Below are 23,630 nucleotides of genomic sequence, written 5' to 3'. Positions count from 1 at the left end.
AAAAATGGGAAAAATCATACAGCTTGATGAGGCTTTATCTAATAAAATCGCAGCTGGCGAAGTTGTTGAACGCCCAGCCTCAGTCGTTAAGGAACTTGTGGAAAACGCAATAGATGCAAACAGTACCATTATAGAGATTGAATTGGTGGAGGCTGGACTTGGTTCCATTCGGATTGTGGATAATGGCGATGGGATTTTACCTGATGACATAGAAGCGGCATTTAAACGTCACGCCACTAGTAAAATTAAAGATGAAAATGATCTCTTCCGAATCCGAACACTTGGCTTCCGCGGTGAAGCCATGCCAAGTATTGCTTCAGTTTCCCGTTTTGAAATGAAAAGCAGCACTGGCGAAGGGGTAGGAACGCGCATACTTCTTGAAGGAGGCTTGGTTAAGGAACTTGAGGCTTCATCCAGCCGTAAAGGAACGGATATCCTGGTTTCCGACTTGTTTTTTAATACCCCTGCACGGTTGAAATATATGAAAACCATTCATACCGAGCTAGGAAATATTACGGATGTCGCTAACAGGCTCGCACTTTCACATCCGGATGTTTCTATACGGTTAACACACAATGAGAAGCGTATCCTCCATACGAATGGTAACGGTGATGTCAGGCAGGTGCTGGCGGCAATCTATGGTACGAATATTGCCAAAAAGATGATTCCGGTTCAGGCAAGCTCCTTGGATTTCAAATTATCCGGATATATCGTCATGCCTGAGATCACCCGGGCATCAAGGAATTACATTTCAACCATGATAAACGGGCGCTTCATTAAGAACTATGCGCTCGTGAAAGCAATCCTGGATGGGTATCATACACTTCTTCCAATTGGACGTTTTCCAATCGCTTTGCTGAATATCGAAATGGATCCGATTCTTGTCGATGTCAATGTACATCCATCCAAAATGGAGGTAAGGCTCAGCAAGGAACAGGAATTGTACAGTCTTGTATCGGAAACGATTAAATCTTCGTTTAAAAAGATGTCTCTAATACCAAGTGGATATACACCAGCAGCAAAGCCGGAACAGGTGAAAAGTGAGCAAACCACTCTGGAATTGGACCATGTTGTTGAAAGCGGCAAGCGGGTCCTGGAAGAAGCCAAGAAAGAAGCTTCCCTCTTGAAGGATACCTTGATTCGGGAAAAGCAGGAACAAAAGAATTACGTGGATCATAATGAAGATTTCAATCTTGAACCAATAAAGGAAATAATCTATAGCACTGAACAGCAGCAAATGGAAGATGTCTATGTACCGGTCTTACAAGATGATGAAAGCAAATCATATTTCGAGTCAGCTGAAAAGTTTACAACCTATACGGTCGAAAAAGAGGAGGAAATCGAGGCGAATGAACCGGAAAGCCGCATCCCTCCGATGTACCCGATTGGGCAAATGCATGGAACATATATTTTCGCCCAAAACGAAAAGGGCTTGTATATCATAGACCAGCATGCTGCCCAGGAACGGATCAAATACGAATACTTTAAAGAAAAAGTCGGTCGAGTTGAAAACGAGCTACAGGATATGCTGGTCCCCATCACCCTTGAATTTTCAACGGACCAATGTATCCGGATAAATGAATATCGGAATGAGTTGGAAAAAGTCGGCGTCTTTTTAGAGGAGTTTGGCTATAATGCCTATATTGTCCGATCGCATCCACAATGGTTCCCTAAAGGAATTGAACAGGAAATCCTTGAGGAAATGATAGAACAATTGCTATCGATGAAAAAGGTCGACATCAAAAAATTGCGCGAAGAAGCAGCCATCATGATGAGCTGTAAAGCCTCCATAAAGGCAAACCGTCATCTGCGCAATGATGAAATCCAAGCACTACTGGATGAACTGAGGCGGACAACAGATCCCTTCACATGCCCTCATGGAAGACCTATCATCATCTCATATTCCATATATGAAATGGAAAAAATGTTCAAACGGATCATGTAATTAAAAGCAATGGAGAATCCTTATGTAATGGGGTTCTCCATTGCTTTTTTAGTTAAATGACCACAAAATGACCACATTTATTGGTCCATGCTCTTTATTCCTAGAGCTTTTGAATGTGTTGAGTGGGGCAGTTCCTCCTGCCCAAATTACAGCATTTGTGTCAGTATTAGCTTCCCTTACTAATAATATGGGTAGTCCAAATTGTAAAGACATTGAGGGTTCAATTTGTAAAATAACTGAGCCTTCCCAGAAAGGAGTGGATGATGGAGGTTGTCCTACTCTAGTATCATTAATCTCAACGAGGAAGCGATGAAAGTTGATTGCTAACATTCCATAGCTTGATGAAAACAAGCGGCGAATGCTTGTTAAAGTAAGATGGTTTCAGCTATTGTTCACTTACAGGCAATGTACGTGGAAAAAGCAATGCATTCCCAATCTCTAAAATAAGTTGGTTTTGAAACTGTAGTTGAATTGGATTTAACGTATTTGTTGTACTTAGAAATATGCGAATACGAAAGGCACGATCAACGCATTTCGGTTATTTCAATGGTGGATATTCTCCTTTCTTAAAGGTTCATTTTTAGATTTGCTTAAGGAATCTGAAACTTTAAGATCTTTATATTTATTTTTTTCTCATCTCCTTTTTAAATTAATGTATAGGTAAGGATCAATTTTTGATTGGACAAAGTAGCCTGAATTTATCCAAAGGAGTGGAGGGATTTTTGAACCTATTAAAAAGGAAGAAATAAAGAACTGAGATTCGAATTTGATTTTGAATTAATGGAAGGCATTTCTGAAAATTTCACATAAAGTAATAGGCCATCCAAACCTGTATCAATATGTTTGGCCGTATCATCATCCAATCCGAATTAAATGTAAAGAAAGATAAAAAGATTGTGAAGGACGAAATGTAATATCGTTTAATATTATAACAACGCAATTATTTAGTCGGAATCCTAAATTAGCTATTTAGTAAATGGTGCTTGTCTATACCATTTTTTGGAATATGCATAACATAATATAGGTTTTTTTATATGCACAAATTTTATAAGAATGGAGAACGATAATGGCGAATGGATGTAACCAAAATCCGATAGGGGCTTGTTCAGAAGCGGAAGGAATCAATACAACTGCTAATGGGACAGCCTCTCATGCGGAAGGAATGAATACAATTGCCAACGGGACAGCTTCTCATGCGGAAGGAAGTACCACCATTGCAGGCGGTAACGCTGCACACACGGAAGGGTATGATACCGAAACAACAGCTGATACGGCCCACGCAGAGGGGAACACTACGACAGCAAGCGGGGCAGCATCTCATGCAGAGGGATTTCAAACAGTAGCCAGTTCAAATACAGCTCATGCAGAGGGAACTAGTACGACAGCAAGCGGGGTTGCTTCCCATGCAGAGGGATCTAGTACGGCAGCAAGCGGGGTTGCTTCCCACGCAGAGGGATATCTGACTACCGCTAGTGCAAATACTTCCCATGCGGAAGGAAGTGAAACAATAGCGACGGGAAACTCCGCCCATGCGGAAGGGTTTCGTACAACGGCGACAGCTGATACGGCCCACGCAGAGGGATCCACTACAACAGCAAGCGGGGTTGCCGCCCATGCGGAAGGTTTTGAAACTAATGCAAGTGGAGCTCAATCGCATGCTGAGGGTAATAATACAACAGCAGCCGGAGCTAATTCGCACACAGAAGGAATGAATACACAAACAACGATCAGCGGAATTAACGCGCATGCAGAGGGAGAAGGGAATACAGCGAGTGGCAGGGCTTCTCATGTTGAAGGAGGCGGTGTAGATACACTCGGGAACCCGGCTCAAACCCTTGCAAGCGGTGCGGCTGCACACGCGGAAGGTATCGGTACCCTCGCTAGTGGGTTTGCTTCCCATGCGGAAGGGGGAACTCCAGACATTAATGTAAATCCTGCTCCACAAGCTCTTGGCGATTTTTCTCATGCTGAAGGAGTTGGGACTACGGCCAGTGGAAATATCTCTCATGCCGAGGGATTTAGCACTACAGCTAGTGGAACGGTCTCCCATGCGGAAGGCGTCTTTACAAATGCCATTGGAGACGTTGGTTCTCATGCAGAGGGCGTCGATACAACTTCGAGTGGGTTTGCTTCCCATGCCGAAGGTTTAAGTACAATGGCAAGTGGAAATGCTTCCCATGCCGAAGGGGAGGGTTCAGTCGCCAGTGGAAATCGTTCCCACGCTGAAGGGCATAGTACAATTTCAAGTGGGGAAGCTTCTCATGCCGAAGGAAACGCAACGATAGCCTCCGGAGATGTATCCCATGCCGAAGGACAAGCTACAATTGCAGATGGGCCATTTTCTCATGCCGAAGGAAATTCGACAACGACAAATGGCTTTGAAGGAGCTCATATTATGGGCTTAAATGGAGCGGTTAACGCCGTGGATGGAGACCCAATTTATTCGTGGAATATAGCTTTCGGAGCAGAACCGTATGACACTACAGGGCTAGTTGGAAAACTTCTGAATAACGGTAATATGTTCATTGACGGGGCATATGGCACTCCGGCGGGTGATTACGCGGAGATGTTTGAAACGGCTGATGGAAACCCAATTGATGTTGGCTACTTTGTTGTAGCATCAATTGAGGACAAAATTCAAAAAGCAACTTCCACCGCAACTTTTATTTTGGGCATCACTAGTGCAACTCCTGGTGTATTAGGGAATAGTGGAGGGTTGCGCTGGCAAGGAAAATATCAAACCGATGAATGGGGAAGAAAAAAATACCATGAAGTCACCCTTCCACCCCAAAAAGACAAAAAAGGGAATGAAATTATTCCGGAAAGTACCGTGAAGCAGCCCATCCTTAATCCGGATTGGAACCCTAATCAAGAGTACGTTTCTCGTGTAAACCGACAAGAATGGGTGGCTGTGGGACTAATTGGTCAAATACGAGTGCGAGATGATGGAACTTGTGAAACCCATGGTTATTGCTGGCCGAATGATGATGGAGTCGCAACAAAAGCGGAGAAAGGATATTTCGTATTAAAGCGTACCGGACCGAATCAAATATTGGTTTTGGTCACTCCGCTTCAAAAAAACTAAATAGCTAATGACCATTTCATAGCTCGGTCAGCTATGGAATTTTAACAATAAGGGAAACCGAATTTCAGAAAGATTATACAATTAAATTTTATAGAATTGGATTGAACACTTTGATATCTGTAGGTACCTTTATAGAAGAAAAGCTCTGAGCCAACCGCAAAATTGAAATGAATCATCTGTTGTTATAGATGGGGGGGCAATTTGAGAACCTCTTATATTATAAGAAGAAACTCGGTAGAATATAAAGAGAAGTATAACTGATTGTATCCAAGCGTACCCTGGATTTTTAATGCCCATAAACCACATTAGGTGACCACCATAATGTAAGATGTGGCGTGAAAAACGGATCATGTAATTAAAGGCAATGGAGAACCCTTATGTAATAGGGTTCTCCATTGCTTTTTTGATTCCGATTTATTAGTTGTATAGGACCTCGAACAGGGGGGATTGAGTTCCCTGCACTTATCTTCAAAAATAATAATACGGGGGATTGGGCTGATATTGATAGTTGTAAGCCGGGGCAGTATACATTTGGTTATCATAGTGATTAGTATATTGAGGATACTGCTGCATGTCTTCTTCGGCCGCTCGATGGCAGTTGGCTGGCGGACCGATGAATGTTGATGGCTGAACTGTTGCAATTGCTTTTTTCCATTGATTTTCATCCATGCAATAAGTATGAGCCATAATATTTGCAGGCGTCAATTTCAAGATATCTGAACCGAGGATCACCTCAGGTGTTGGTGCATTAAAAATGGCGAGCAAGTGGGTATTATCAGCATTAGCCACTTCATAATGCCACCAACCTTGTGGGACGTTGGCTACTTGACCGGGTTTAATGGGGTAATTTTGAATTTGCTTTGTAAATGGATTCAGTAAGGAAACGGTTGCCGCTCCAGAAATGCAATACACTAGCTCCGCTGCATTTTGGTGATAATGCGGTTCTACGACATTGTCTGTACTAAGGTAAATATCTAATAATGAAACATTTTCGAGGGTATTTAATTGTTTAACACCTAATGCATTAATATAGTTTTGATTGTCTTTTTTCATGAAATTGCTTTTATTGACATCGAAAAAGAATTGTGTGGATGGTGAAGTATAGTCCATATAGGAGACCATGAATTTATCATTCCTTTTTTAAGACTTGATTTTTCAGGGTATGTTAAATCTCATTCTAATGTGCACTAACCCAGTGGTTATGTGCCTATCGAGGTGATAAGGGTTGCTGATGATACTGTCATTGAATGAATGATAGACAGTGACTTCGGGTAACGTATTAGTCATGATTATTATATCGATATTATTTTATAACCGAAACTACTAATCTGATTATTGGATATAATCAAACTTTTAATAAGCAGAATTTTCCCATTGCGTGACTTTAAATTACAGTGATATAATGTTCTCTGTGATTTTAAAGTTTAACATAGGAAGTGGCTAAATTGTCGAACAATTCAAAAGAGAGTAAATTCGTCCCGTACGTTTCTGCATCTAAATCTCTACCGGAATTGACTGCAACTGCAATCATTCTAGGGATCATTCTTGCAATCGTATTCGGGGCGGCAAATGCATACTTAGGCCTACTTATTGGTTTAACTGTCTCTGCTTCTATACCCGCGGCGGTAATTTCAATGGCCATATTAAGAGGGGTTTTTCGCAGGGATTCAATATTAGAAAACAATATTGTGCAAACGATGACCACGGCAGGTGAGGCTATTGGTGCCGGTGCTGTATTTACCATTCCGGCATTATTCATGTGGGACATGGACGTGAGTCAAGCATTCATCATTTTCGTAGTATTAACTGGGGGATTTTTAGGGGTCTTCATGATGGTTCCCCTTCGCCAGCTTTTGATTGTAAGGGAGCATGAAACATTACCTTATCCAGAAGGTACGGCATGTGCCGAGGTTCTGAAGTCAGGAGAAAAGGGCGGTACAAGCGCCAAGCTAATCGGAGCCGGTTTGGTTATTGGCGGTGTTGTTAAAGGGCTTGGTGATGGATTTAAGCTTTTCAAGACTGAGGTTGAAACAGGGATCACGAATTTTAAAAATGCAGTGGTTGGTCTTGATGCCTTTCCTTCCCTTTTGGGTGTAGGGTACATTATTGGACCGCGGGTTGCAGGACAAATGCTAGGTGGGGGTTTATTAGCCTGGGTCGTTTTAATACCGGCCATCAGCTTTTTTGGCGGAAACAATGGGACAGCCATTTTCCCTTCTGATGTACCGATCGGTGAATTGGATGCATGGGGAATTTGGGATAATTATATTCGCTATATTGGTGCTGGTGCCGTTGCAACGGGCGGATTGATCACTTTGATCAAAACATTACCAATACTTTTCAGTTCAGTTATTGATACTCTTAAAGGCGTAAAAGCCAATAAAGGACAACTAAAATCTGGTTCTATCCGTACAGAACAAGACATACCGGCTAAATACGTTTGGTTGGGTACGATCATCTTAATTTTAATCATTGCTTTCACACCTATAACAGATGTAGGAATCATCGGTGCGATTGCAATCGCGATTTTTGGATTTTTATTCGTGACAGTGGCTTCAAGGGTTGTTGGAATCGTCGGAAGTTCGTCTTCCCCTGTTTCAGGAATGACGATCGCCACACTATTGATTGTTGCGATTGTCTATAAGGCAACTGGTTTTACTGGTACGACTGGAATGGTAGCAGCTTTAACCGTCGCTGCAATCATTTGTACAGCACTTGCTGTTTCAGGTGATGTTTCTCAGGATCTAAAAACAGGATATATCGTCGGCGGAACACCATGGAAACAACAAGTTGCCATGATGATCGGTGTTGTAGCGTCCGCTTCTGTCATTGGTTTTATCCTGGTTCTTATGGATAACGCATATACGATGGGTTCTGCAGAACTGCCTGCACCTAAAGCGGCACTTATGAAAATACTTGCCGAAGGTGTTCTAGGGGGAGATTTACCTTGGACTCTGATCTTTATCGGTGCGGCTATTTCCATTACATTAGAGTTTTTCGGTTTGAATTCACTTGTTGTTGCTGTCGGCATATACTTACCGGTTCATACTAGTACGCCAATCATGATCGGTGGATTTATTCGATTCTTCGTTGAGTTCTTCTCGAAAACAAAAGAAGCGCTTAAAGCAAGGGTTGACAGAGGTGTATTATTTGCCTCTGGTTTAATAGCGGGTGAATCATTGATTGGTGTTCTTATTGCCATATTGATCGCGGCAGGTGTCCAAGTTCCTGCTGCAGCTAAATTAGCCAGCAATTTGCTGCCATTCTTATTATTCCTTGCTCTAGCTGGATTGCTTTGGTTCGTATCCAGCAAAGGGAAAAAAGAAGATGCTTCGTAAACGCCAATCAAAAAAGAGGAACCTGTTAACCATGGTTCCCCTTTTGGAAAGACGCGTCACTATGGTGCAAGAATCTTCGGAAGCAACTTTTTTGGTCATTCAAAGGACCAATTTTGTGGAACGAATGACCATTCGTTTCTTTAAACAGCCATCAGTCCGTAAAATCAAGCTTGATAAGTTTGGAGCATATGCCATTAAACAGATGGAGTTCCAAAGGAATGTAAATCAGATCTCTGATGCGATGAGTGAACATTTTGGTGAGGAAGCGGAACCAGCCTTACCCAGGTTGATGAAATTCCTGGAAATTCTAGAGGTTCATGATTGGATCATATGGGATGATGAAGAAGAAAAATGAAAAAAAGCTGAAGCACTTCTGGGTGCTTCAGCTTTTTTCTGTATTGGTACAAAATTTACCACATTGCATTTTATGAAATTATACTATAGGTATAATTATTTGTAATAACTTTATATGCGTTATATTCTTGTACTGTTAGTCATGATAAATAAAGCAAAACTATTCACATTTTGAAGCGCAGGTGGTTTATCATGGGAAGAGTACAAGGTAAAGTAGCATTAGTGACAGGTGGAGCTTCAGGCATTGGGTTATCCATATCGACACTAATGGCTATAGAAAGCGCAAAAGTCGTGATTGCTGATTTTAATAAGCAGGAGCAAAAGAAGCGGCCGAAAACATTAAAAAACAAGGTGGGGAAGCAGCTGGAGTATTTTTGGATGCTGGACAAGCAGACTCCATCCAGGCAGCAGTCGACTTTACCATTGAACAATATGGAACGGTTACGGTACTCGTTAATAATGTGAGTTTAACTAACCTGCATAGTGATCTGGATGTCGTGAACTTAGATTTGGAAGAATGGGATCGACTTATGGACGTGAATTTAAAAAGTGTGCTATTAGGAAGCAGGTTTGCGATTCCTCACATGATTAAAGCTGGAGGAGGTTCGATTATCAATACGGACTCAATGGCCGGATTTACAGGTGACTCGTACGATCCGCATATGGTGCGTCCAAAGCGGGGGTAGTAAATTTGACTCGTTATACCGTTGCACAGTATGGTAAAGATCATATTCGTTGTAATGGAGTGGCACCAGGTCTCATATTAACTCCTGCAGCGAAAAATAATATGCCTCAGGCCGTACTCGATATTTTTGGCAAATTCAATGCATTGCCATATCATGGTGAAGCGGATGATATCGGTTATACCGTACCATTCCTTTCATCTGAAGAGTCCAAATTCATTACAGGTCAGACGATCCAAGTGGAAGGCGGTCATTTAACCCAAGCATCTCTGAATTTAATGATTATGTAACGAGAGCAAATTCCACGCCCTTTATTAAAAAACATGAAGCAGGTGTATATAACAATGGAAGTAAAAAATTATGATGAAATGCTGAACATCAGGACGGAAGGTGAACAAAAAAAATTCAATGATTCTTTGCATTATCATCGATATGAACCCACGCCATACAGCGCATTGGAACAGTTATTCAAAGAATATCCACTGAAAAGAAATGATCGCATTGTGGATTTTGGATGCGGTAAAGGACGCTTGAATTTTTTGATCCATCACTTCTATCAATCATCTGTGGTTGGCGTGGAAATGAATGAAAATTTCTATAAAGAAGCGATCGAGAATCTGAATGGCTACATGAAAAAAAGGAAAAACGACAATAACGATATAGAATTCCACTGTTGCTTGGCAGAAGAATATGATATTGATACGAAAGACAATCATTTTTATTTCTTTAATCCGTTCTCGGTACAGATTTTCATGAAAATCATCAATAACATTTTGCTATCCTTTGAAAAAGAACCGCGCCAAATCGAACTGATATTATATTATGCTTCACAGGATTATATTTTTTTCCTCGAAAATCAAACTGCCTTCGAGCTGAAAAACGAAGTGATGTTACCTGGCTTGACTGAATCTAATCCTTTTGAGAAATTCGTCATATACCATTTGTTATATTGAATGGATATTCGTTTTTCGGTGATAAAAACACCCAAGCAATCTTTCATGGATGCTTGGGTGCAAAGAGTGAAGCCAATAAAGGCGCTTAATTTAAAGCGGATTGTAAAATCCTTATTACTTTTTTCTTTTTGCATGCTCCTATTCCATTTTTTATCTTTAAATTTTATGCCCTTTTATTTCTAAGGATGAATCACTTTGTCTATGAAGAGCGAGGTTCCAGTTTATAGTTTGTAAGCCATAGTGAACATAAAAAAATTAATTCAAATGCATTGGTAACAGCCGAACTTTCTATGGGAATAGGAATGGCACTTCCAACTATCATGACTATAACCCCTAAAAGCATCCAAATCCAACGTGTTCTTATAAATGTGTAGATGCTAATCACCAATAATATAAAGGTGACAATAAGCACCATTAAAGGTGGGCCCGAAGATTCCTCACTAACATATCTTAAAACTCCATACTCGTAGATTGGTACAAATGTCTTATGCATATTTTTAATAAATTCATAGATGATAAGCCCAGCTGTAAGGAAAAGGAAAAAGTAGGGTGCTATCGTTTTTTTTGTAAAAGGAATATGTATCCTTTTTGCCATTCCCCATCCAAACAAGATCAATGTGGGAGTGATAAATCCATGACTCCAGAAACGTAATGCATTTAATAAGTTTAACAAAGGGCCATCACCAATGAACTTTCCCGAGGCAATAATTAAGTTATCCACGATAAGCCCGAAAGTAACTAGAAGAATAAAGCTTGAATACGAGAAGAGTTTGCGGTCCTGTCGAAGTAACGCCATTCCCATGATAAAAAGGATCATATAAACGATTGAATAACAAAAATATAAAATAGTATCCAACTACATCACCCCCTATATTGTTTTTTCCGTACTATAATAGAACAAAACATAAAAGTGCCCTTTTAAATATAATTTTAGTTTATTGTGAAATTCATATTCAGGAAAGATTGGAAATACCTATTCGGAGAATATAATAGGTAGGCTTTATATGTGGTTTTTATAAAGTATCAAAGGTCTCCATAAGAAACTTTATATTTAAACAAGGATGGAAGCATTGTCAAACCCATAAATAGCGATATTACTGTTAAGCAACTATTGAAATACGTGGTAACCAGCTTCTTTCGCGCCTTGTTTCTTTTTTAGATTAAGTAGAGATGACTTATCCGTCTACATGAGGAAAATGATAAAAAATATTCAAAAGAGAAGGAAGTTAGATGTAATGTTCGTTTTATATAGCCCAAAAGAAAATGAAGAGCAATACCAGTATCTATGTGCGTTAGAAAAAGTACTTAGAAATAAATTTTAGGGATAGTGGGGTATAAAATGAAGAAAGTTATGAAATATATTCTCATTAGTATAATTCTATTAATGATTATCGCTTTCGGCGGCTTTTATATATGGTCAGAACAAACATACAAACCATCAGATGAATTGTATGCGTTAGTTGGAAAGGGGGATATAAAAAAGGAAAATGGGTTTGTCACATTCGAACCAACAAAAAACAAGAAAGTGGGCATTGTCCTGTATCCAGGTGCTAAGGTTGAGCCCGAAGCATACGGTTATTATGCAAAAGAATTAGCGAAAGCGGGATATACAGTCGTTATCCCAGATGTAAGGTTCAATTTCGCTATGTTTGATAAAAATAAAGCGACGGAAGCTAAAGATGCATATCCAGCAGTGGAGAAATGGTACGTTGCTGGTCATTCGTTAGGAGGAGTGGCCGCCACCGCATATGCTTATGAAAATCCAAAAGAGGTGGAAGGGATTATCCTCCTCGGTTCATATCCCAGTGACTCGAATGACTTTTCAAAAATGAAAGTTCCTATGCTATCGTTATATGCAGAATATGATGGGCTATCTACAGTAGAGAAGATTATGAAGACAAAGCACTTACTATCTAAAGAGGCAAACATGCATAAGATAGCGGGGGGGAACCACGGTCAATTTGGTGTATACGGAAAGCAAAAGGGAGATAATGAAGCGACTATCTCAGCTAAGAAACAACAAGAGGAAATGATAGCTGTCACAAAAAAATGGCTTGAACAGAATGGGGAATAAGTAAATTTCATCAACGATTACAACAGTTGTTGTGTTCCTTCCAATTGGTTTGTGGGTGGCATTACTGAAAAGTTCTATTTACCGTTTGCCCTAATTATTTTTTTCTCACTTTTGGTCGCGATTACAATTGTTCCGGTTTTAGCCAAATTTGCATTCTAAAGAGAGACGCCAGAAGAAAGTGAAAGGGCAATTCATAGAGGGTATGGCATTTGATGGTTAAATATTGAATCACTAATTTATATTTTAATCAGTTCAGCCGTAATTCTTGTTGAATCATTCGCCATTCCGTCATTTGGCTTTACATTTATTCCGAATGAAGGTACCAAAACGGTGACGACGTCCATTCAGTTGCCGCCATCCACTTCTCTAGAGAAAACGAATGAGATATCGGTAAAGGTAGAAGAAATATTCGAAATTAAACCGAGATAACCGAAGAGAGAAACAGCTACTCTAATGCAGTTTTATTTAATCTAATCTTTAATAAAAATATAATCTATAAATTATAAACTTGTTTTTGATTGCAAGCCAACTATAATAAGAAGAGATTTCAGACTGTAGACAAACTCGATGAAAATCGAGTTTGTCTATTTTTATGTTCCTTGTACTTTTGCAATTAGTGGTGCCATAGATCATTCAGCCTTTACTGCTGTGTGTACGAGGAATTATAGTGAATTTTCATCAATTCGGGAATCGAGAACTATTCAACGAACTATTCTTAAAGTTAACGTATTACAGAGAGGATGGAGAATTCCCACTCAGCCCTTTTTAGCCTACCCATCAGAGATTATTGCTCCTCTTTTATCGATTTTCCGTTTTTATGTAATGATGGATAAAGAGAGGTATGCCCTCGCTTCTTTGACTTAGAGACGGAATGGAGGGGTTCAGCAAATTTTAGCTAATATAAATCATTTCTGAACGTTTGTCCTTTCGTTTGTTCTTCAATATTTTTCGTCGCAGAAATAATGAGTAGGTTAATTGGGATAATCTTAGATATGTCATTCTCCTAATCTCTTTTTCCTGAATCACCCTTAATAATCGGGATTGCATCGAAAAACTGATGATAAAAAAGTGAATATTGAAAAAACCCAAGCAATCTTTCATGGGTGCTTGGGTGCAAAGAGTGAAGCCAATAAAGGTGTTTAATATAAAGCGGATTGTAAATTCTTTTGGGGCTCATATCGTTTTTCTATATAAATTTTATGCCAAGTCATAAACGTCAAAATGGTCCAGAGCTTCCGGCTGTTGTCCGCTTTATTATTTACATGGTTTTCAAGTAATTCTATAATTTGCGCTTTATTAAAAAGGTAGTCAGTCGGGCTTTCCTGGATTAACCTTACAGCCCAATCGTGTAACTCATCCTTCAGCCAATGTCGTATCGGAACAGGAAAGCCTAGCTTTTTTCTGCTCCATACATGTTCCGGCACTATCCCGCGGGCAGCTTTTCGGAGCATGTATTTGGTCGTTCCATTTCTCACTTTTTGATCCATATTAAGTTTTGAAGCCGTATTGAAAACGCATTTATCCAAAAATGGAACTCTCACCTCTAAAGAATTCGCCATGGACATTTTATCTGCCTTCAATAAAATATCACCTTTTAGCCAAGTTTGAATATCAATGTTTTGCATTTGGGTTATAGGATCATACCCTAAAGAACTTGAATAGATGGGATTTGTCACTTTCTCATTTTCTAGCCCGTTGAGATAATTCACAAGTAGTCGTTTTTTCTCTTTCTCGCCGAATATGTTTGCGTTCCCGATATATCGGTTTTCTAAAGGTGTCACTCCACGCTCTATAAAACTCTTTCCTCTAACACCTTCTGGCAAAACAGAGGAAATCGCCTTCAACACTTTGTTCAATGGTGTTGGAAAATAGGAAAACATGCGCAGGGAATGGGGCTCCCGGTATATATTATATCCGCCGAATAACTCATCTGCCCCCTCACCGGACAAAGCGACTTTGACGTGTTTTTTAGCTTCCCGGGCGACAAAATATAGTGGGACGGCAGCGGGGTCCGCTAAAGGGTCATCCATATGCCAGATGATCTTCGGCAGTTCCGCCAAGAATTCTTTAGGACTAATGATATAACTTATATTTTCTACATTCAGTGCGGCTGCTGTTTCCTGTGCAACGTTTATTTCACTATATCCATCTCTTTCGAACCCAACAGAAAAAGTTTTGATCTTAGGGTTAATCTCTTTTGCGATGGAGCAGATAAATGATGAATCAATCCCGCCCGATAAAAAAGATCCAACTGGAACATCACTTCTCATATGGACGTTTACGGAATCCATCAGAGTGTCTTGTATTTCTTTTAGGACCTTTGAATCGTCTATATTGGAAGGGTGAAAAATAGGTTTCCAGAACCTTTTTATATCCATTTTCTTTCCTGGTTCTTTAATGAAGTAATGTCCAGGTAATAACTTTTCAATATTCTTGGATAGAGTCGATGGTTCGGGAACATATTGAAAACTGAGAAAATGCTGTAATGAATTCACATCCAGCTCGTCATTCATGGCTGTCAAAATACTCTTTTTTTCTGATGCAAAATAAGTAACATCATCTTGCTCACAATAGAAAAAAGGCTTGATTCCAAAGTGGTCCCTTGCACCAAAAAGCTTTAGCTCGATTTTATCCCAAATGACAAAAGAGAACATGCCTCGCAATTTCTGGACAGTTTGCTCTTTTTGGCTACTAAAGAGGGCCAATATCACTTCCGTATCAGAATCTGTCGTAAACTCATATCCTTCATCAATGAGTTCTTTTCTTAGTTCAATATAATTATAGATTTCGCCATTGAAAATGATCCAATATCTTTCATTTTCATATGAAAGGGGTTGGTTTCCATTATCTATATCGATTATGCTTAATCTCCTAAATCCAAAATTCACAAATTCATCAAAGAAATATCCTTCATCATCCGGACCCCTATGGGTAATGATCGTGTTCATCTTCTGAATCGTTTCTTTCATATTTGAATTTATGGCTTTCGGATATTCGTGAATACATCCAACAAAACCGCACATAAAATCCACCTGCCTAATTAATTAATAGTAAGAGATTTCCCAATAACTTTTATTAATATTTTCAAAAAATAGGTACAAAGTTGAATGCCAATGTAAATAGAATGGAATCTCCTAGTCTTCTAGATTATGTGATTATGATATATTTGTCAATTTTACTCATAAAATGAATGTATTTGTAATTATGTAAATATGTATCAGAAGCACAACAAAAAGAGACAATCATTATGATTGCCTCTAGAAGAAAAATAAGTTTGCATGCAGTTTTTATTAAAAAAGATTCCAGTTGATTGGAGGGGGTGCCTGGAGGGAATTCAACGTTCCAATCTTACAAACACTTAAAAAAATCGAGTTTGTCTACAGACTATGATGCCTTAATTAATGAGGCATCCGTCTTATTTCAATAGTTCCGCTCGATGATAAAGTGAGCACGATCGCCTCTAAAGAGAGTTTTAGAGAATTCAATAACCGATCCATCATTCTCATATGTGTATGTTTCCAATGAAAAACAAGGTGAACCGTTCGGAACTTCCAATTTATCAGAAATGGAATCGTCGGCAAGTGAAAACTCCAAGTGCTCGACCGTCTTTTTTACTTTTAAATCGAATTGTGTTTCAAGTACTTTAAAGAGTGATTTTTCACAGGCTTCAATATTTAGCCCGGGTGTTTTATACCAAGGGAGAAAGGCAATTTCATATTGAAGCGGGATGTCGTTCACGTAACGTATCCGTTCCAGTTTATTTACGGGGTCTCCAATATTTTGTTTGAAAAGCTTGGCAAGTGTAGCATTTGCTTCAATCACCTTTAAGCTAATGACCTTTGTTGAAGGGTTTTTACCTTGCATCGTGACTTGCTCAGAGAATTTTTCAACCGTGCTTGTAAGAAATTGCTTCACTTTATTCTCCGAAACGAAAGTACCTTTGCCTTGGACACGGTAAATATAGCCTTCGACGTTCAATTGCTGTAAGGCCGTGCGAACAGTTGTCCTGCTTACTCCGTATATTTTACAAAATTCAGCCTCAGTCGGTAATTTTGTATTTGTTTGATATTCGCCATTTTTTATGAGATCGATAATCGATTCCTTAACTATGGAATGCAATGCCGCTTCTTTATTCATGGTCTCCACAGTGATTCCTCCTATGCTCATTCCCAATATATACATATAGATTATCTCGGATAAGTACAATAATCAACTTTAATTCACAAATTTGTAGTAACAAATTTAAATTTGTGTTGATATTTTTTCGATTTGTAACTACAATGTATGTATGGAGGCAATAATACCCATTTCATCCAAGGGAAGTGATAAAAAAGTAACATCGGTTATTTATAAGAAAACGGTTTCAACTCACTTGAAAATACTGAATAATCAATCATTAAAAAGGGGGGTAATTTCAATGAATATCTTATTATGTTGTTCTGCAGGGATGTCTACTAGTTTATTAGTTACCAAGATGGAGGAAAGTGCTAAAAAACAAGGGGTAGAGTGTCATATATGGGCAGTTGGTTCTACAGAAGTTAACAATGAAATAGATAAGGCCGATGTTATTTTATTAGGTCCACAGGTTAGATATCTTCTTTCCAAGCTACAGGAAGCGGGGAAAGAAAAGGGAATACCTGTCGCAACCATCAATCCGATGTTCTATGGACTATGTAATGGTGAAGAAGTGCTAAAACAAGCCACTACTTTAATAAAAGGAGAATAAGGATATGATGACTTTTATTGATAAGTATATTATGCCTGGGGCGGTAAAGGTAGGAAATAACCGGCATTTGCTTGCAATTCGTGACGCATTGATTGGAATGATAGCGATTACAATGATCGGGTCATTCGCCGTCCTGTTTAATAATCTAGGGCAAGTCATCAAGCCATACGGAAGAATGATGGAGGCCATCTTCGGTCCAGCATGGAATACGCTCGGCGGTGATATTTGGTTTGGAACCTTTGCATTCATGACGGTATTCGCTGTATTCGGCATTTCTTATAAATTGGCACGATCATACGGTGACGATGGTTTTGAAGCGATGCTGGTATCCGCAGCCTGTTTCTTCTTACTATTGCCTCAAATCGGAAATGTAACTTTAACCATCGATGATAAGGATGTTACTGGCGGGGCTTGGGGTTTTGTAAGCGTAAACTATTTTAATGCTACAGCCCTCTTTACAGGAATTGTCGTTGCCTTGATAGCCACTGAAATATTTGTGAGACTTTCCCGAGTGAAGTATTTAGTCATCAAGCTTCCTGATGGGGTTCCTCCTGCGGTTGCCCGTTCATTTGCAAAGTTAGTGCCGGGTATGGCAACGATCTTTATCGCTGGTATATTCGGACTGCTGTTCCGTAAAGCTACGGATGGGCAGGTATTGAATGACTGGTTGAGTAAAGTGATCGTATCTCCATTACAAAGTGCAGTAGATTCATTGCCATTCGCTATTTTACTAGTATTTCTTGTTCATTTATTATGGATGATCGGTTTGCATGGACCCAATATCCTTGGTGGGATAACGACACCGCTTTTTGAAAGTTCAGGAGTGAAAAATATCGATTTATATGCAAAAGGCGTCAAAGACATGGACCAATACGGGGTATTGGCGGGTTCTTTCCTGGATGCATTTGTTTATTTAGGCGGATCTGGTGCAACACTGGGCCTCATCATTGCAATGATCATTGCCGGCCGGAAACGGTATAAACAGATGATTGCACTCGGAGGGGCACCAGGAGTGTTCCAGATTAACGAACCCATTCTTTTCGGATTGCCTATCGTTCTGAATCCAATGTGGTTCATCCCATTTGTTCTCGGCCCGGTAATTACAACGGTGATCTCTTATATCGCGGTAAGCAGCGGAATGGTTTTCCCGATCGTCGCTAAGATTCCATGGGTTACCCCGCCGATTGTCGGTGGATTCCTTGCCACAGGCGGACATGTATCTGGAGCGGTTTTGGCTGCAATCAATCTAGTCATTTCAACAGCTATCTATTTACCATTCGTTTATGCTCAAGTGAAGATAGACACCAAAAATGAAACAAAGCTTACAAAAGATTCAGAAACGCTAAGCCTTTAAGAAAGTAGTGATGAAAAATGGAAAAAGAAGAATTATACCAGCTATCCTTTCAATTGATTTTATATAGCGGGAATGCGAGAAGCTTTGCAATGGAAGCGTTGCAGGAGGCAAAGAAGAAGGATTTTGATTCTGCCCGCGTGAAAATCGCCGAGGCGGAAACGGAATTACTGCAAGCCCATAAATACCAAACCCAATTAATCCATGCTGAGGCAGGCGGGGACTCTTTTGATCTTCCCATTATCCTGGTGCATGCACAAGATCATTTAATGACAGCGATGACCATGAAGGATCTTGCAATTGAAATGATCGATCTACGCGAAGAATTCTTACATGCAGATGCTGTGAAGGAGAGGACTGCTGAATGAGCAAGGGGTTGAAGATCGTCACGATTGGCGGAGGTTCGAGCTATACGCCTGAACTGATCGAAGGTTTCATCAAATATCATGAAGAACTTCCTGTGAGTGAAATTTGGCTCGTGGACATCGAAGCGGGAAAGGAAAAGCTTGAAATTGTCGGAAATTTGGCAAAACGAATGATCGAAAAGGCTGGTGTGAATATTGAAGTCCATCTCACGCTGGATAGAAAGAAAGCGCTTAAAGGCGCTGATTATGTAACGACCCAGCTTCGGGTGGGGCAACTCGCAGCCAGGGCTCTTGATGAAAAGATTCCATTGAAACACGGAGTGATCGGGCAGGAGACGAATGGACCAGGCGGGCTTTTCAAGGCCTTTAGAACGATTCCCGTCATTCTGGATATTGCTCATGAGATGGAGGAATTATGTCCGGAAGCATGGCTGATTAACTTCACGAATCCTGCAGGAATGGTAACGGAAGCAGTTCTGCGTCACAGTAATATTTCCAAAATCATCGGACTCTGCAATGTACCGATTGGGATGGAACGGGGTGTTGCGGATTTGATGGATGTAGAGCCATCAAGGGTCCGGATCGACTTTGCCGGCTTGAACCATATGGTTTACGGCTTGGATGTATTCGTTGATGGCGAGAGTGTCAAAGATCAAATCATCCATTTGATTACGGATCCAGCTAAAGCCGTCACGATGAAGAATATCCATGCAATGGGCTGGGAGCCGGAATTTCTTAGAGCGTTGAACCTGTTTCCATGCCCTTACCACAACTACTATTATAAAACGGGTGATGTGCTGGCCCAAGAATTGAAGGATGCGGAAAAAGGGGAAACACGTGCAGAGGTCGTTCAAAGACTTGAAGCAGGCTTATTCGAACTATACAAAGACCAAGATCTGGCTATCAAGCCGCCGCAGCTTGAAGAGCGCGGAGGTGCGTACTACAGTGATGCGGCTGTGCGGTTGATTTGCTCGATGCATACGGATAAGCGAGATATTCAAGCGGTGAATACGGTCAACCATGGTGCGATTGAAGGCATCCCATACGGATCGGCGATTGAAACCAGTTGCGTGATAACTAAGGATGGTCCTAAACCAATCAATGTAGGAGAGCTTCCTGTCGCTGTCCGCGGATTAATTCAGCAAATCAAATCCTTTGAAAGGGTAGCCATCGAAGCTGCAATTTCGGGGGACTATGATACTGCTTTGCTTGCCATGACGATCAATCCACTCGTTCCAAGCGACCGGGTTGCAAAACTTATCTTGGACGAAATGCTGGAGGCACATAAAGATTATTTGCCGCAGTTTTTTGAAAAAAAGGAGTTGCAGGATAATTTATCATGATTGAAGTCCTTGTAAATGCAGATGATTTCGGGTTAACTAAAGCGGTGAATTATGGGATTTTGGATAGCCACAAATATGGAATTGTCAATTCGGCAACGATCATGATGAATGCGAAAGCAACGGAGCATGCGATTGAAATCGCCAAGAAAACACCATCGTTGAAGGTAGGCATTCACTTAGTCCTGACATGGGGTAAACCTTTGTTGAGTGATGTTCCGAGTTTGGTTGACGAATCTGGTTTCTTTAAGAAGCAAGGTACGGTATATGGGGATCCTGCCGGCATTTCCTTGAGCGAATTGGAGAGGGAGTGGTCAGCACAAATCGAAAGATTTTTGGAATTTGGCCTATTCCCGACTCATTTCGATAGCCACCATCATGTACACGGGATCAAACCATTTCTACCGGTTATTAAAAAGCTGTCAGATAAATATGGATTGCCAGTCCGTAATGCCGGAAGCCACCTTGCAGGGATTCAAACCGTTACAGATGTTTTCCTGGATGATTTTTATGGAGAAATGGTGGTTGAAGATTACTTTCAAAACTTGAAAGGGAGAGTAATGGATGGGGCGAGTGTGGAGATAATGACCCATCCTGCTTATATGGATGAAGAATTGATGGAGGTTTCCTCTTATAATGATAAACGCTTGAAAGAAACCAGGATTTTGACAAAGGCAAAATTACCTGAGGGATTTTCCCTTAGATTCAGCATCAACCAAGTAAAGATTTGATTTCAAAAGAGGACCATTCATCAAAAGATGAATGGTCCTCTTTTATTGTTAAAATTAATAAGCCAGGCTGAATAGGGCTTTGATGTGTGATAGGTAACGAACATTACTTGCTTCTTTCATCAATGTAGCCGGAAGGCCTTTAAGGGACGTGTTATTGGCCCCGACGGTTGCCACTGCATCCTTACGGCCAAGGCTCGCAAGTGTACCTGAGTTTACAGGTGAGAATTCTTCAAGTTTCTTGCCTTCAAATGCTGCATATAGGTTGTATCCAACGAGCTCACCCATTTGCCAAGCATTTTGTGCAGTAGGAGCGTATGGACGGCCGCCTTCAGGAGGGAACGCAACTGCACTGTCGCCGACAACGAATACGTCTTTATGGGATTTGGATTGCAAATACTCATTGACGGTTGCTTTTCCGCGATCCACTTCAAGGCCTGATTCGCCTACGATAGGAAGAGCCGCAACTCCGCCTGTCCAAACAAGCGTATTGGCCGTTATCGTTTGTCCGTCTTTCAATTCGATTTGATTTCCTTTAACACCCGTTACAGGCAGACCTGTCAGGAATTCAACGCCGCGTGCTTCCAAGCTTGTCATGGCACGTTCGATTAAGTGGTCAGGCAGTACCGGAAGGATTTTTGGACCAGCTTCCACAAGCTTGATTTTCAAGTCCTTGAAGTCCACTCCGAACTTTTTGGCGATTTTAGGGAAATGATCCACGATTTCACCGATTAACTCAACGCCCGTCAATCCGCCGCCGCCGATCACGATGGTTGCGTCCGCTTCATTATTCGTTTGAGAATATTCGCGGATGCGATCTTCGATATGTTTGTAAATCTTGTTAGCATCATTAACGGATTTCAAGACCATGCTGTTTTCCTCAAGTCCCGGAATGCCGAAGAATCCTGTTTGGCTTCCCAAAGCAACAACCAGAGCATCATAAGATAATGTGGAACCATTGGCAAGTTTCACTTCTTTATTATCGACCGAGAATGACTCCACTTTGGAAATGACAAGGTCGATATCTTTTCCTTTGAAAAGCTTTTCCAAAGGAATGGAAACGGCTTGTTCAGAAATGGATCCGCCTGCAAGACGGTGCAATTCGGTGATGATTTGGTGCGTTGGAAATTGATTCACCACTGTAACCTGCACTTCATCCTTTTTGTAATATTCACGTACGGATAAGGCAGATAGTAATCCTGCATAACCTGCACCTAAGATGACGATTTGTTTTGACATAGTTAATCCCCCGTCCTTACTGATTGAAAGTTATCAAATTATTTTTGGTTTTTACGTTCTGAAGAGACTTCAAGAAAAGCTTGGGCGAAACGGAAAAGCTTTTGTGCTTGCGGATCTTTCATCATTTTTAACAGACCAAAAAGACCGATCACATCATTATTCGCTTCTGCACGATCCTTAGCTTCGATGGCATTCGCCGCAAGCCCTTTCACTGAATGGACTACAGGTGTCGCGATCTCCGAAATGGCGCTGACCGTATCATTTTTCAACACATCATCAGTCGCAACTGATTGAGCGAAATCATAAGACTTTGTTAAAATATTCACTAACTCAGTCAGTTTTGGTAACTGCTCGACTAAAGTGTTCAATGATTCCTGAACCTCAGGCTTTAAAAGCTGATCTAAGATATCCAATTGCTCTTGGTTTGCAGAAATATTAAGTGTTTCATGTTCAGGTTTTGAGATTACATCTACCATATCTAATTCCCCTTTAAACTTAATTATTTTGATTTATGTTTTTTCCGCCGATACTACTAATCATACGACTCTAATCTCTTAATTTCAAATATTTCTTTTGTGATACGAATATAATTTTATCGTAATAATTAAGAGTTATTTGGTGGTTTTTTTGATTTATCTTAATATTCCAAAAGAGTATTAAGATTATTCTGGTTATAATACCTTATATAAAATGGGGATTAGAGGCATTCTACCTTGTCATTTCCTATAATAATAAATCTATAGCAGACACCTTTTTGTTTTGCTATAATGTCCATAATCTTTGACGGAATGGGATTCGAGAATATTTTATCTGATTTAGGGTACATACTATTATCGGAATTGGAGTTGATGCCCTTGGTAGAACGCAGGATGTTAAAGGTACGTGGTGAGATTATCGAAATATCGTCTAGGTATAATGAAAAATATAGTAAATGGAATTGTACAGCTAAAGTTCCTAATAGTTCCATCATTGCTTATTGTCGTGATAAGAATAAGCTTCGTGCTGAGACAGTTTCTATGAGCAGGTTATTAATTACGTATGAAGACTATAAAATTGTTTGATAAATAGAGAAAAGGCGCCCAATCTTGAAGATGAAGTTGGCGCCTTTTTTATAGAATAATATTTTATTTGCGAACCGGGAATATATCTTCGAAAATGGAGATATATCATCGGAAACTTCTGAATTATCTGCGAAAGTATACGATTTGTCGATTTTTCGACAAAACTTCGATTAAAAAAAGCTATTTTATTAGTGAAAAGCAACGAAATTGTCAAAAAATATATCAGAAAATACTGAAAAGGATAGTAAAATTATGTTAATATATTTAAAAAAAGTATTATTTTCTAAAGTAATAATGAATAATTTATATTTAAAGGATCTCCATTAAGAAAAGGTATTTCTAAACAGCAATTAGTTCAATTGATTTTACTACAATAAAATGAAATGGA

19 protein-coding genes and 2 pseudogenes are annotated in these 23,630 nt (G+C 40.0%); 14 read left to right on the top strand and 7 right to left on the bottom strand.

Features of this window, described 5'->3' with window-relative positions; translation table 11 throughout:
- Positions 1–4 precede the first annotated feature (4 nt).
- A complete protein-coding gene (gene mutL, locus A6755_RS18605; protein WP_063591640.1) occupies positions 5–1,945 on the top strand; it encodes a DNA mismatch repair endonuclease MutL in 1,941 nt (646 codons plus the stop codon).
- A gap of 111 nt (positions 1,946–2,056) precedes the next feature.
- Here the strand turns inward: mutL and A6755_RS28340 are convergent.
- Positions 2,057–2,480 (bottom strand): annotated as a pseudogene (locus A6755_RS28340) (hypothetical protein); the annotation flags it as partial.
- Between the two features lie 531 nt (positions 2,481–3,011).
- Here A6755_RS28340 and A6755_RS18600 point away from each other — a divergent pair.
- On the top strand, positions 3,012–5,030 hold the full coding sequence (locus A6755_RS18600; RefSeq protein ID WP_084737966.1) for a peptidase G2 autoproteolytic cleavage domain-containing protein: 2,019 nt from the start codon (positions 3,012–3,014) through the stop codon (positions 5,028–5,030).
- 468 nt (positions 5,031–5,498) lie between these two features.
- Here A6755_RS18600 and A6755_RS18595 read toward each other — a convergent pair whose 3' ends face one another.
- Positions 5,499–6,152, bottom strand: coding sequence for a cupin domain-containing protein (locus tag A6755_RS18595; RefSeq protein ID WP_034313486.1), 654 nt, complete (start codon positions 6,150–6,152; stop codon positions 5,499–5,501).
- Between the two features lie 323 nt (positions 6,153–6,475).
- On the opposite strand from A6755_RS18595, the gene A6755_RS18590 reads away from it, so the two are divergent.
- The 5 genes and pseudogenes from A6755_RS18590 (at position 6,476) to A6755_RS18575 (ending at position 10,358) form a co-directional block, all read left to right on the top strand.
- Positions 6,476–8,368, top strand: a complete 1,893-nt coding sequence (locus A6755_RS18590) for an OPT family oligopeptide transporter (RefSeq protein WP_063591639.1) — start codon at positions 6,476–6,478, stop codon at positions 8,366–8,368.
- Positions 8,358–8,723: a PqqD family protein gene (locus tag A6755_RS18585; RefSeq protein WP_034313480.1), complete on the top strand. Its 366-nt coding sequence runs from the start codon at positions 8,358–8,360 to the stop codon at positions 8,721–8,723. Before A6755_RS18590 ends, A6755_RS18585 begins: the two co-directional genes overlap by 11 nt.
- A gap of 191 nt (positions 8,724–8,914) precedes the next feature.
- Positions 8,915–9,408: pseudogene (locus A6755_RS28335) on the top strand (SDR family NAD(P)-dependent oxidoreductase).
- 5 nt (positions 9,409–9,413) lie between these two features.
- Entirely contained in the window at positions 9,414–9,695 is a 282-nt protein-coding gene (locus A6755_RS27985; RefSeq protein WP_284108806.1) for an SDR family oxidoreductase, read from the top strand.
- A 54-nt stretch (positions 9,696–9,749) separates the two neighbouring features.
- Entirely contained in the window at positions 9,750–10,358 is a 609-nt protein-coding gene (locus A6755_RS18575) for a methyltransferase (RefSeq protein ID WP_063591638.1), read from the top strand.
- 199 nt (positions 10,359–10,557) lie between these two features.
- Here A6755_RS18575 and A6755_RS18570 read toward each other — a convergent pair whose 3' ends face one another.
- Positions 10,558–11,214 carry a hypothetical protein gene (locus A6755_RS18570; RefSeq protein ID WP_063591637.1) on the bottom strand — a complete coding sequence of 219 codons (657 nt, stop codon included), beginning with the start codon at positions 11,212–11,214 and terminating at the stop codon, positions 10,558–10,560.
- Positions 11,215–11,697: 483 nt separating this feature from the next.
- On the opposite strand from A6755_RS18570, the gene A6755_RS18565 reads away from it, so the two are divergent.
- On the top strand, positions 11,698–12,432 hold the full coding sequence (locus tag A6755_RS18565; protein ID WP_063591636.1) for an alpha/beta fold hydrolase: 735 nt from the start codon (positions 11,698–11,700) through the stop codon (positions 12,430–12,432).
- A 1,139-nt stretch (positions 12,433–13,571) separates the two neighbouring features.
- Here the strand turns inward: A6755_RS18565 and asnB are convergent.
- Together asnB and A6755_RS18555 are read right to left on the bottom strand one after the other, a co-directional pair.
- Positions 13,572–15,455 carry an asparagine synthase (glutamine-hydrolyzing) gene (gene asnB, locus A6755_RS18560; RefSeq protein WP_063591635.1) on the bottom strand — a complete coding sequence of 628 codons (1,884 nt, stop codon included), beginning with the start codon at positions 15,453–15,455 and terminating at the stop codon, positions 13,572–13,574.
- Positions 15,456–15,852: 397 nt separating this feature from the next.
- Complete coding sequence (locus A6755_RS18555) at positions 15,853–16,569, bottom strand: GntR family transcriptional regulator (RefSeq protein WP_063592607.1); 717 nt, start codon at positions 16,567–16,569, stop codon at positions 15,853–15,855.
- A gap of 280 nt (positions 16,570–16,849) precedes the next feature.
- On the opposite strand from A6755_RS18555, the gene A6755_RS18550 reads away from it, so the two are divergent.
- The 5 genes from A6755_RS18550 to chbG are packed head-to-tail and all read left to right on the top strand — an operon-like array spanning position 16,850 to position 20,945.
- Entirely contained in the window at positions 16,850–17,158 is a 309-nt protein-coding gene (locus A6755_RS18550) for a PTS sugar transporter subunit IIB (protein ID WP_048684685.1), read from the top strand.
- A 4-nt stretch (positions 17,159–17,162) separates the two neighbouring features.
- Positions 17,163–18,512 carry a PTS sugar transporter subunit IIC gene (locus A6755_RS18545; RefSeq protein WP_034313464.1) on the top strand — a complete coding sequence of 450 codons (1,350 nt, stop codon included), beginning with the start codon at positions 17,163–17,165 and terminating at the stop codon, positions 18,510–18,512.
- Between the two features lie 17 nt (positions 18,513–18,529).
- A complete protein-coding gene (locus A6755_RS18540) occupies positions 18,530–18,877 on the top strand; it encodes a PTS sugar transporter subunit IIA (protein WP_034313462.1) in 348 nt (115 codons plus the stop codon).
- Entirely contained in the window at positions 18,874–20,217 is a 1,344-nt protein-coding gene (locus tag A6755_RS18535; RefSeq protein WP_034313459.1) for a 6-phospho-beta-glucosidase, read from the top strand. The genes A6755_RS18540 and A6755_RS18535 overlap by 4 nt, the downstream gene beginning before the upstream one ends.
- Complete coding sequence (gene chbG, locus A6755_RS18530) at positions 20,214–20,945, top strand: chitin disaccharide deacetylase (RefSeq protein WP_063591634.1); 732 nt, start codon at positions 20,214–20,216, stop codon at positions 20,943–20,945. Before A6755_RS18535 ends, chbG begins: the two co-directional genes overlap by 4 nt.
- Positions 20,946–20,999: 54 nt before the next feature.
- On the opposite strand, the gene A6755_RS18525 is transcribed toward chbG, so the two are convergent.
- Together A6755_RS18525 and A6755_RS18520 are read right to left on the bottom strand one after the other, a co-directional pair.
- A complete protein-coding gene (locus A6755_RS18525; RefSeq protein WP_063575153.1) occupies positions 21,000–22,181 on the bottom strand; it encodes an NAD(P)/FAD-dependent oxidoreductase in 1,182 nt (393 codons plus the stop codon).
- Positions 22,182–22,219: 38 nt separating this feature from the next.
- On the bottom strand, positions 22,220–22,657 hold the full coding sequence (locus tag A6755_RS18520) for a helical membrane plugin domain-containing protein (protein WP_048883030.1): 438 nt from the start codon (positions 22,655–22,657) through the stop codon (positions 22,220–22,222).
- A gap of 291 nt (positions 22,658–22,948) precedes the next feature.
- On the opposite strand from A6755_RS18520, the gene A6755_RS18515 reads away from it, so the two are divergent.
- Positions 22,949–23,242, top strand: a complete 294-nt coding sequence (locus A6755_RS18515) for a hypothetical protein (protein WP_134402162.1) — start codon at positions 22,949–22,951, stop codon at positions 23,240–23,242.
- The last annotated feature ends 388 nt before the right edge of the window (positions 23,243–23,630 follow it).

Source organism: Peribacillus frigoritolerans (genome assembly GCF_001636405.1).
Lineage (GTDB): Bacteria > Bacillota > Bacilli > Bacillales > DSM-1321 > Peribacillus > Peribacillus frigoritolerans.
This window is presented reverse-complemented; position numbering and strand designations above follow the sequence as displayed.

Bases quoted from the DNA above. Each gene is read 5' to 3' on its own strand.
- asnB (WP_063591635.1), bottom strand. From the start codon at position 15,455: ATGTGCGGTTTTGTTGGATGTATTCACGAATATCCGAAAGCCATAAAT.
- A6755_RS18515 (WP_134402162.1), top strand. From the start codon at position 22,949: ATGTCCATAATCTTTGACGGAATGGGATTCGAGAATATTTTATCTGAT.
- A6755_RS18555 (WP_063592607.1), bottom strand. From the start codon at position 16,569: ATGAATAAAGAAGCGGCATTGCATTCCATAGTTAAGGAATCGATTATC.
- A6755_RS18535 (WP_034313459.1), top strand. From the start codon at position 18,874: ATGAGCAAGGGGTTGAAGATCGTCACGATTGGCGGAGGTTCGAGCTAT.
- A6755_RS18550 (WP_048684685.1), top strand. From the start codon at position 16,850: ATGAATATCTTATTATGTTGTTCTGCAGGGATGTCTACTAGTTTATTA.
- A6755_RS18600 (WP_084737966.1), top strand. From the start codon at position 3,012: ATGGCGAATGGATGTAACCAAAATCCGATAGGGGCTTGTTCAGAAGCG.
- A6755_RS18575 (WP_063591638.1), top strand. From the start codon at position 9,750: ATGGAAGTAAAAAATTATGATGAAATGCTGAACATCAGGACGGAAGGT.
- chbG (WP_063591634.1), top strand. From the start codon at position 20,214: ATGATTGAAGTCCTTGTAAATGCAGATGATTTCGGGTTAACTAAAGCG.
- A6755_RS18595 (WP_034313486.1), bottom strand. From the start codon at position 6,152: ATGGTCTCCTATATGGACTATACTTCACCATCCACACAATTCTTTTTC.
- A6755_RS18585 (WP_034313480.1), top strand. From the start codon at position 8,358: ATGCTTCGTAAACGCCAATCAAAAAAGAGGAACCTGTTAACCATGGTT.
- A6755_RS18565 (WP_063591636.1), top strand. From the start codon at position 11,698: ATGAAGAAAGTTATGAAATATATTCTCATTAGTATAATTCTATTAATG.
- A6755_RS18545 (WP_034313464.1), top strand. From the start codon at position 17,163: ATGATGACTTTTATTGATAAGTATATTATGCCTGGGGCGGTAAAGGTA.
- A6755_RS18520 (WP_048883030.1), bottom strand. From the start codon at position 22,657: ATGGTAGATGTAATCTCAAAACCTGAACATGAAACACTTAATATTTCT.
- A6755_RS18540 (WP_034313462.1), top strand. From the start codon at position 18,530: ATGGAAAAAGAAGAATTATACCAGCTATCCTTTCAATTGATTTTATAT.
- A6755_RS18525 (WP_063575153.1), bottom strand. From the start codon at position 22,181: ATGTCAAAACAAATCGTCATCTTAGGTGCAGGTTATGCAGGATTACTA.
- mutL (WP_063591640.1), top strand. From the start codon at position 5: ATGGGAAAAATCATACAGCTTGATGAGGCTTTATCTAATAAAATCGCA.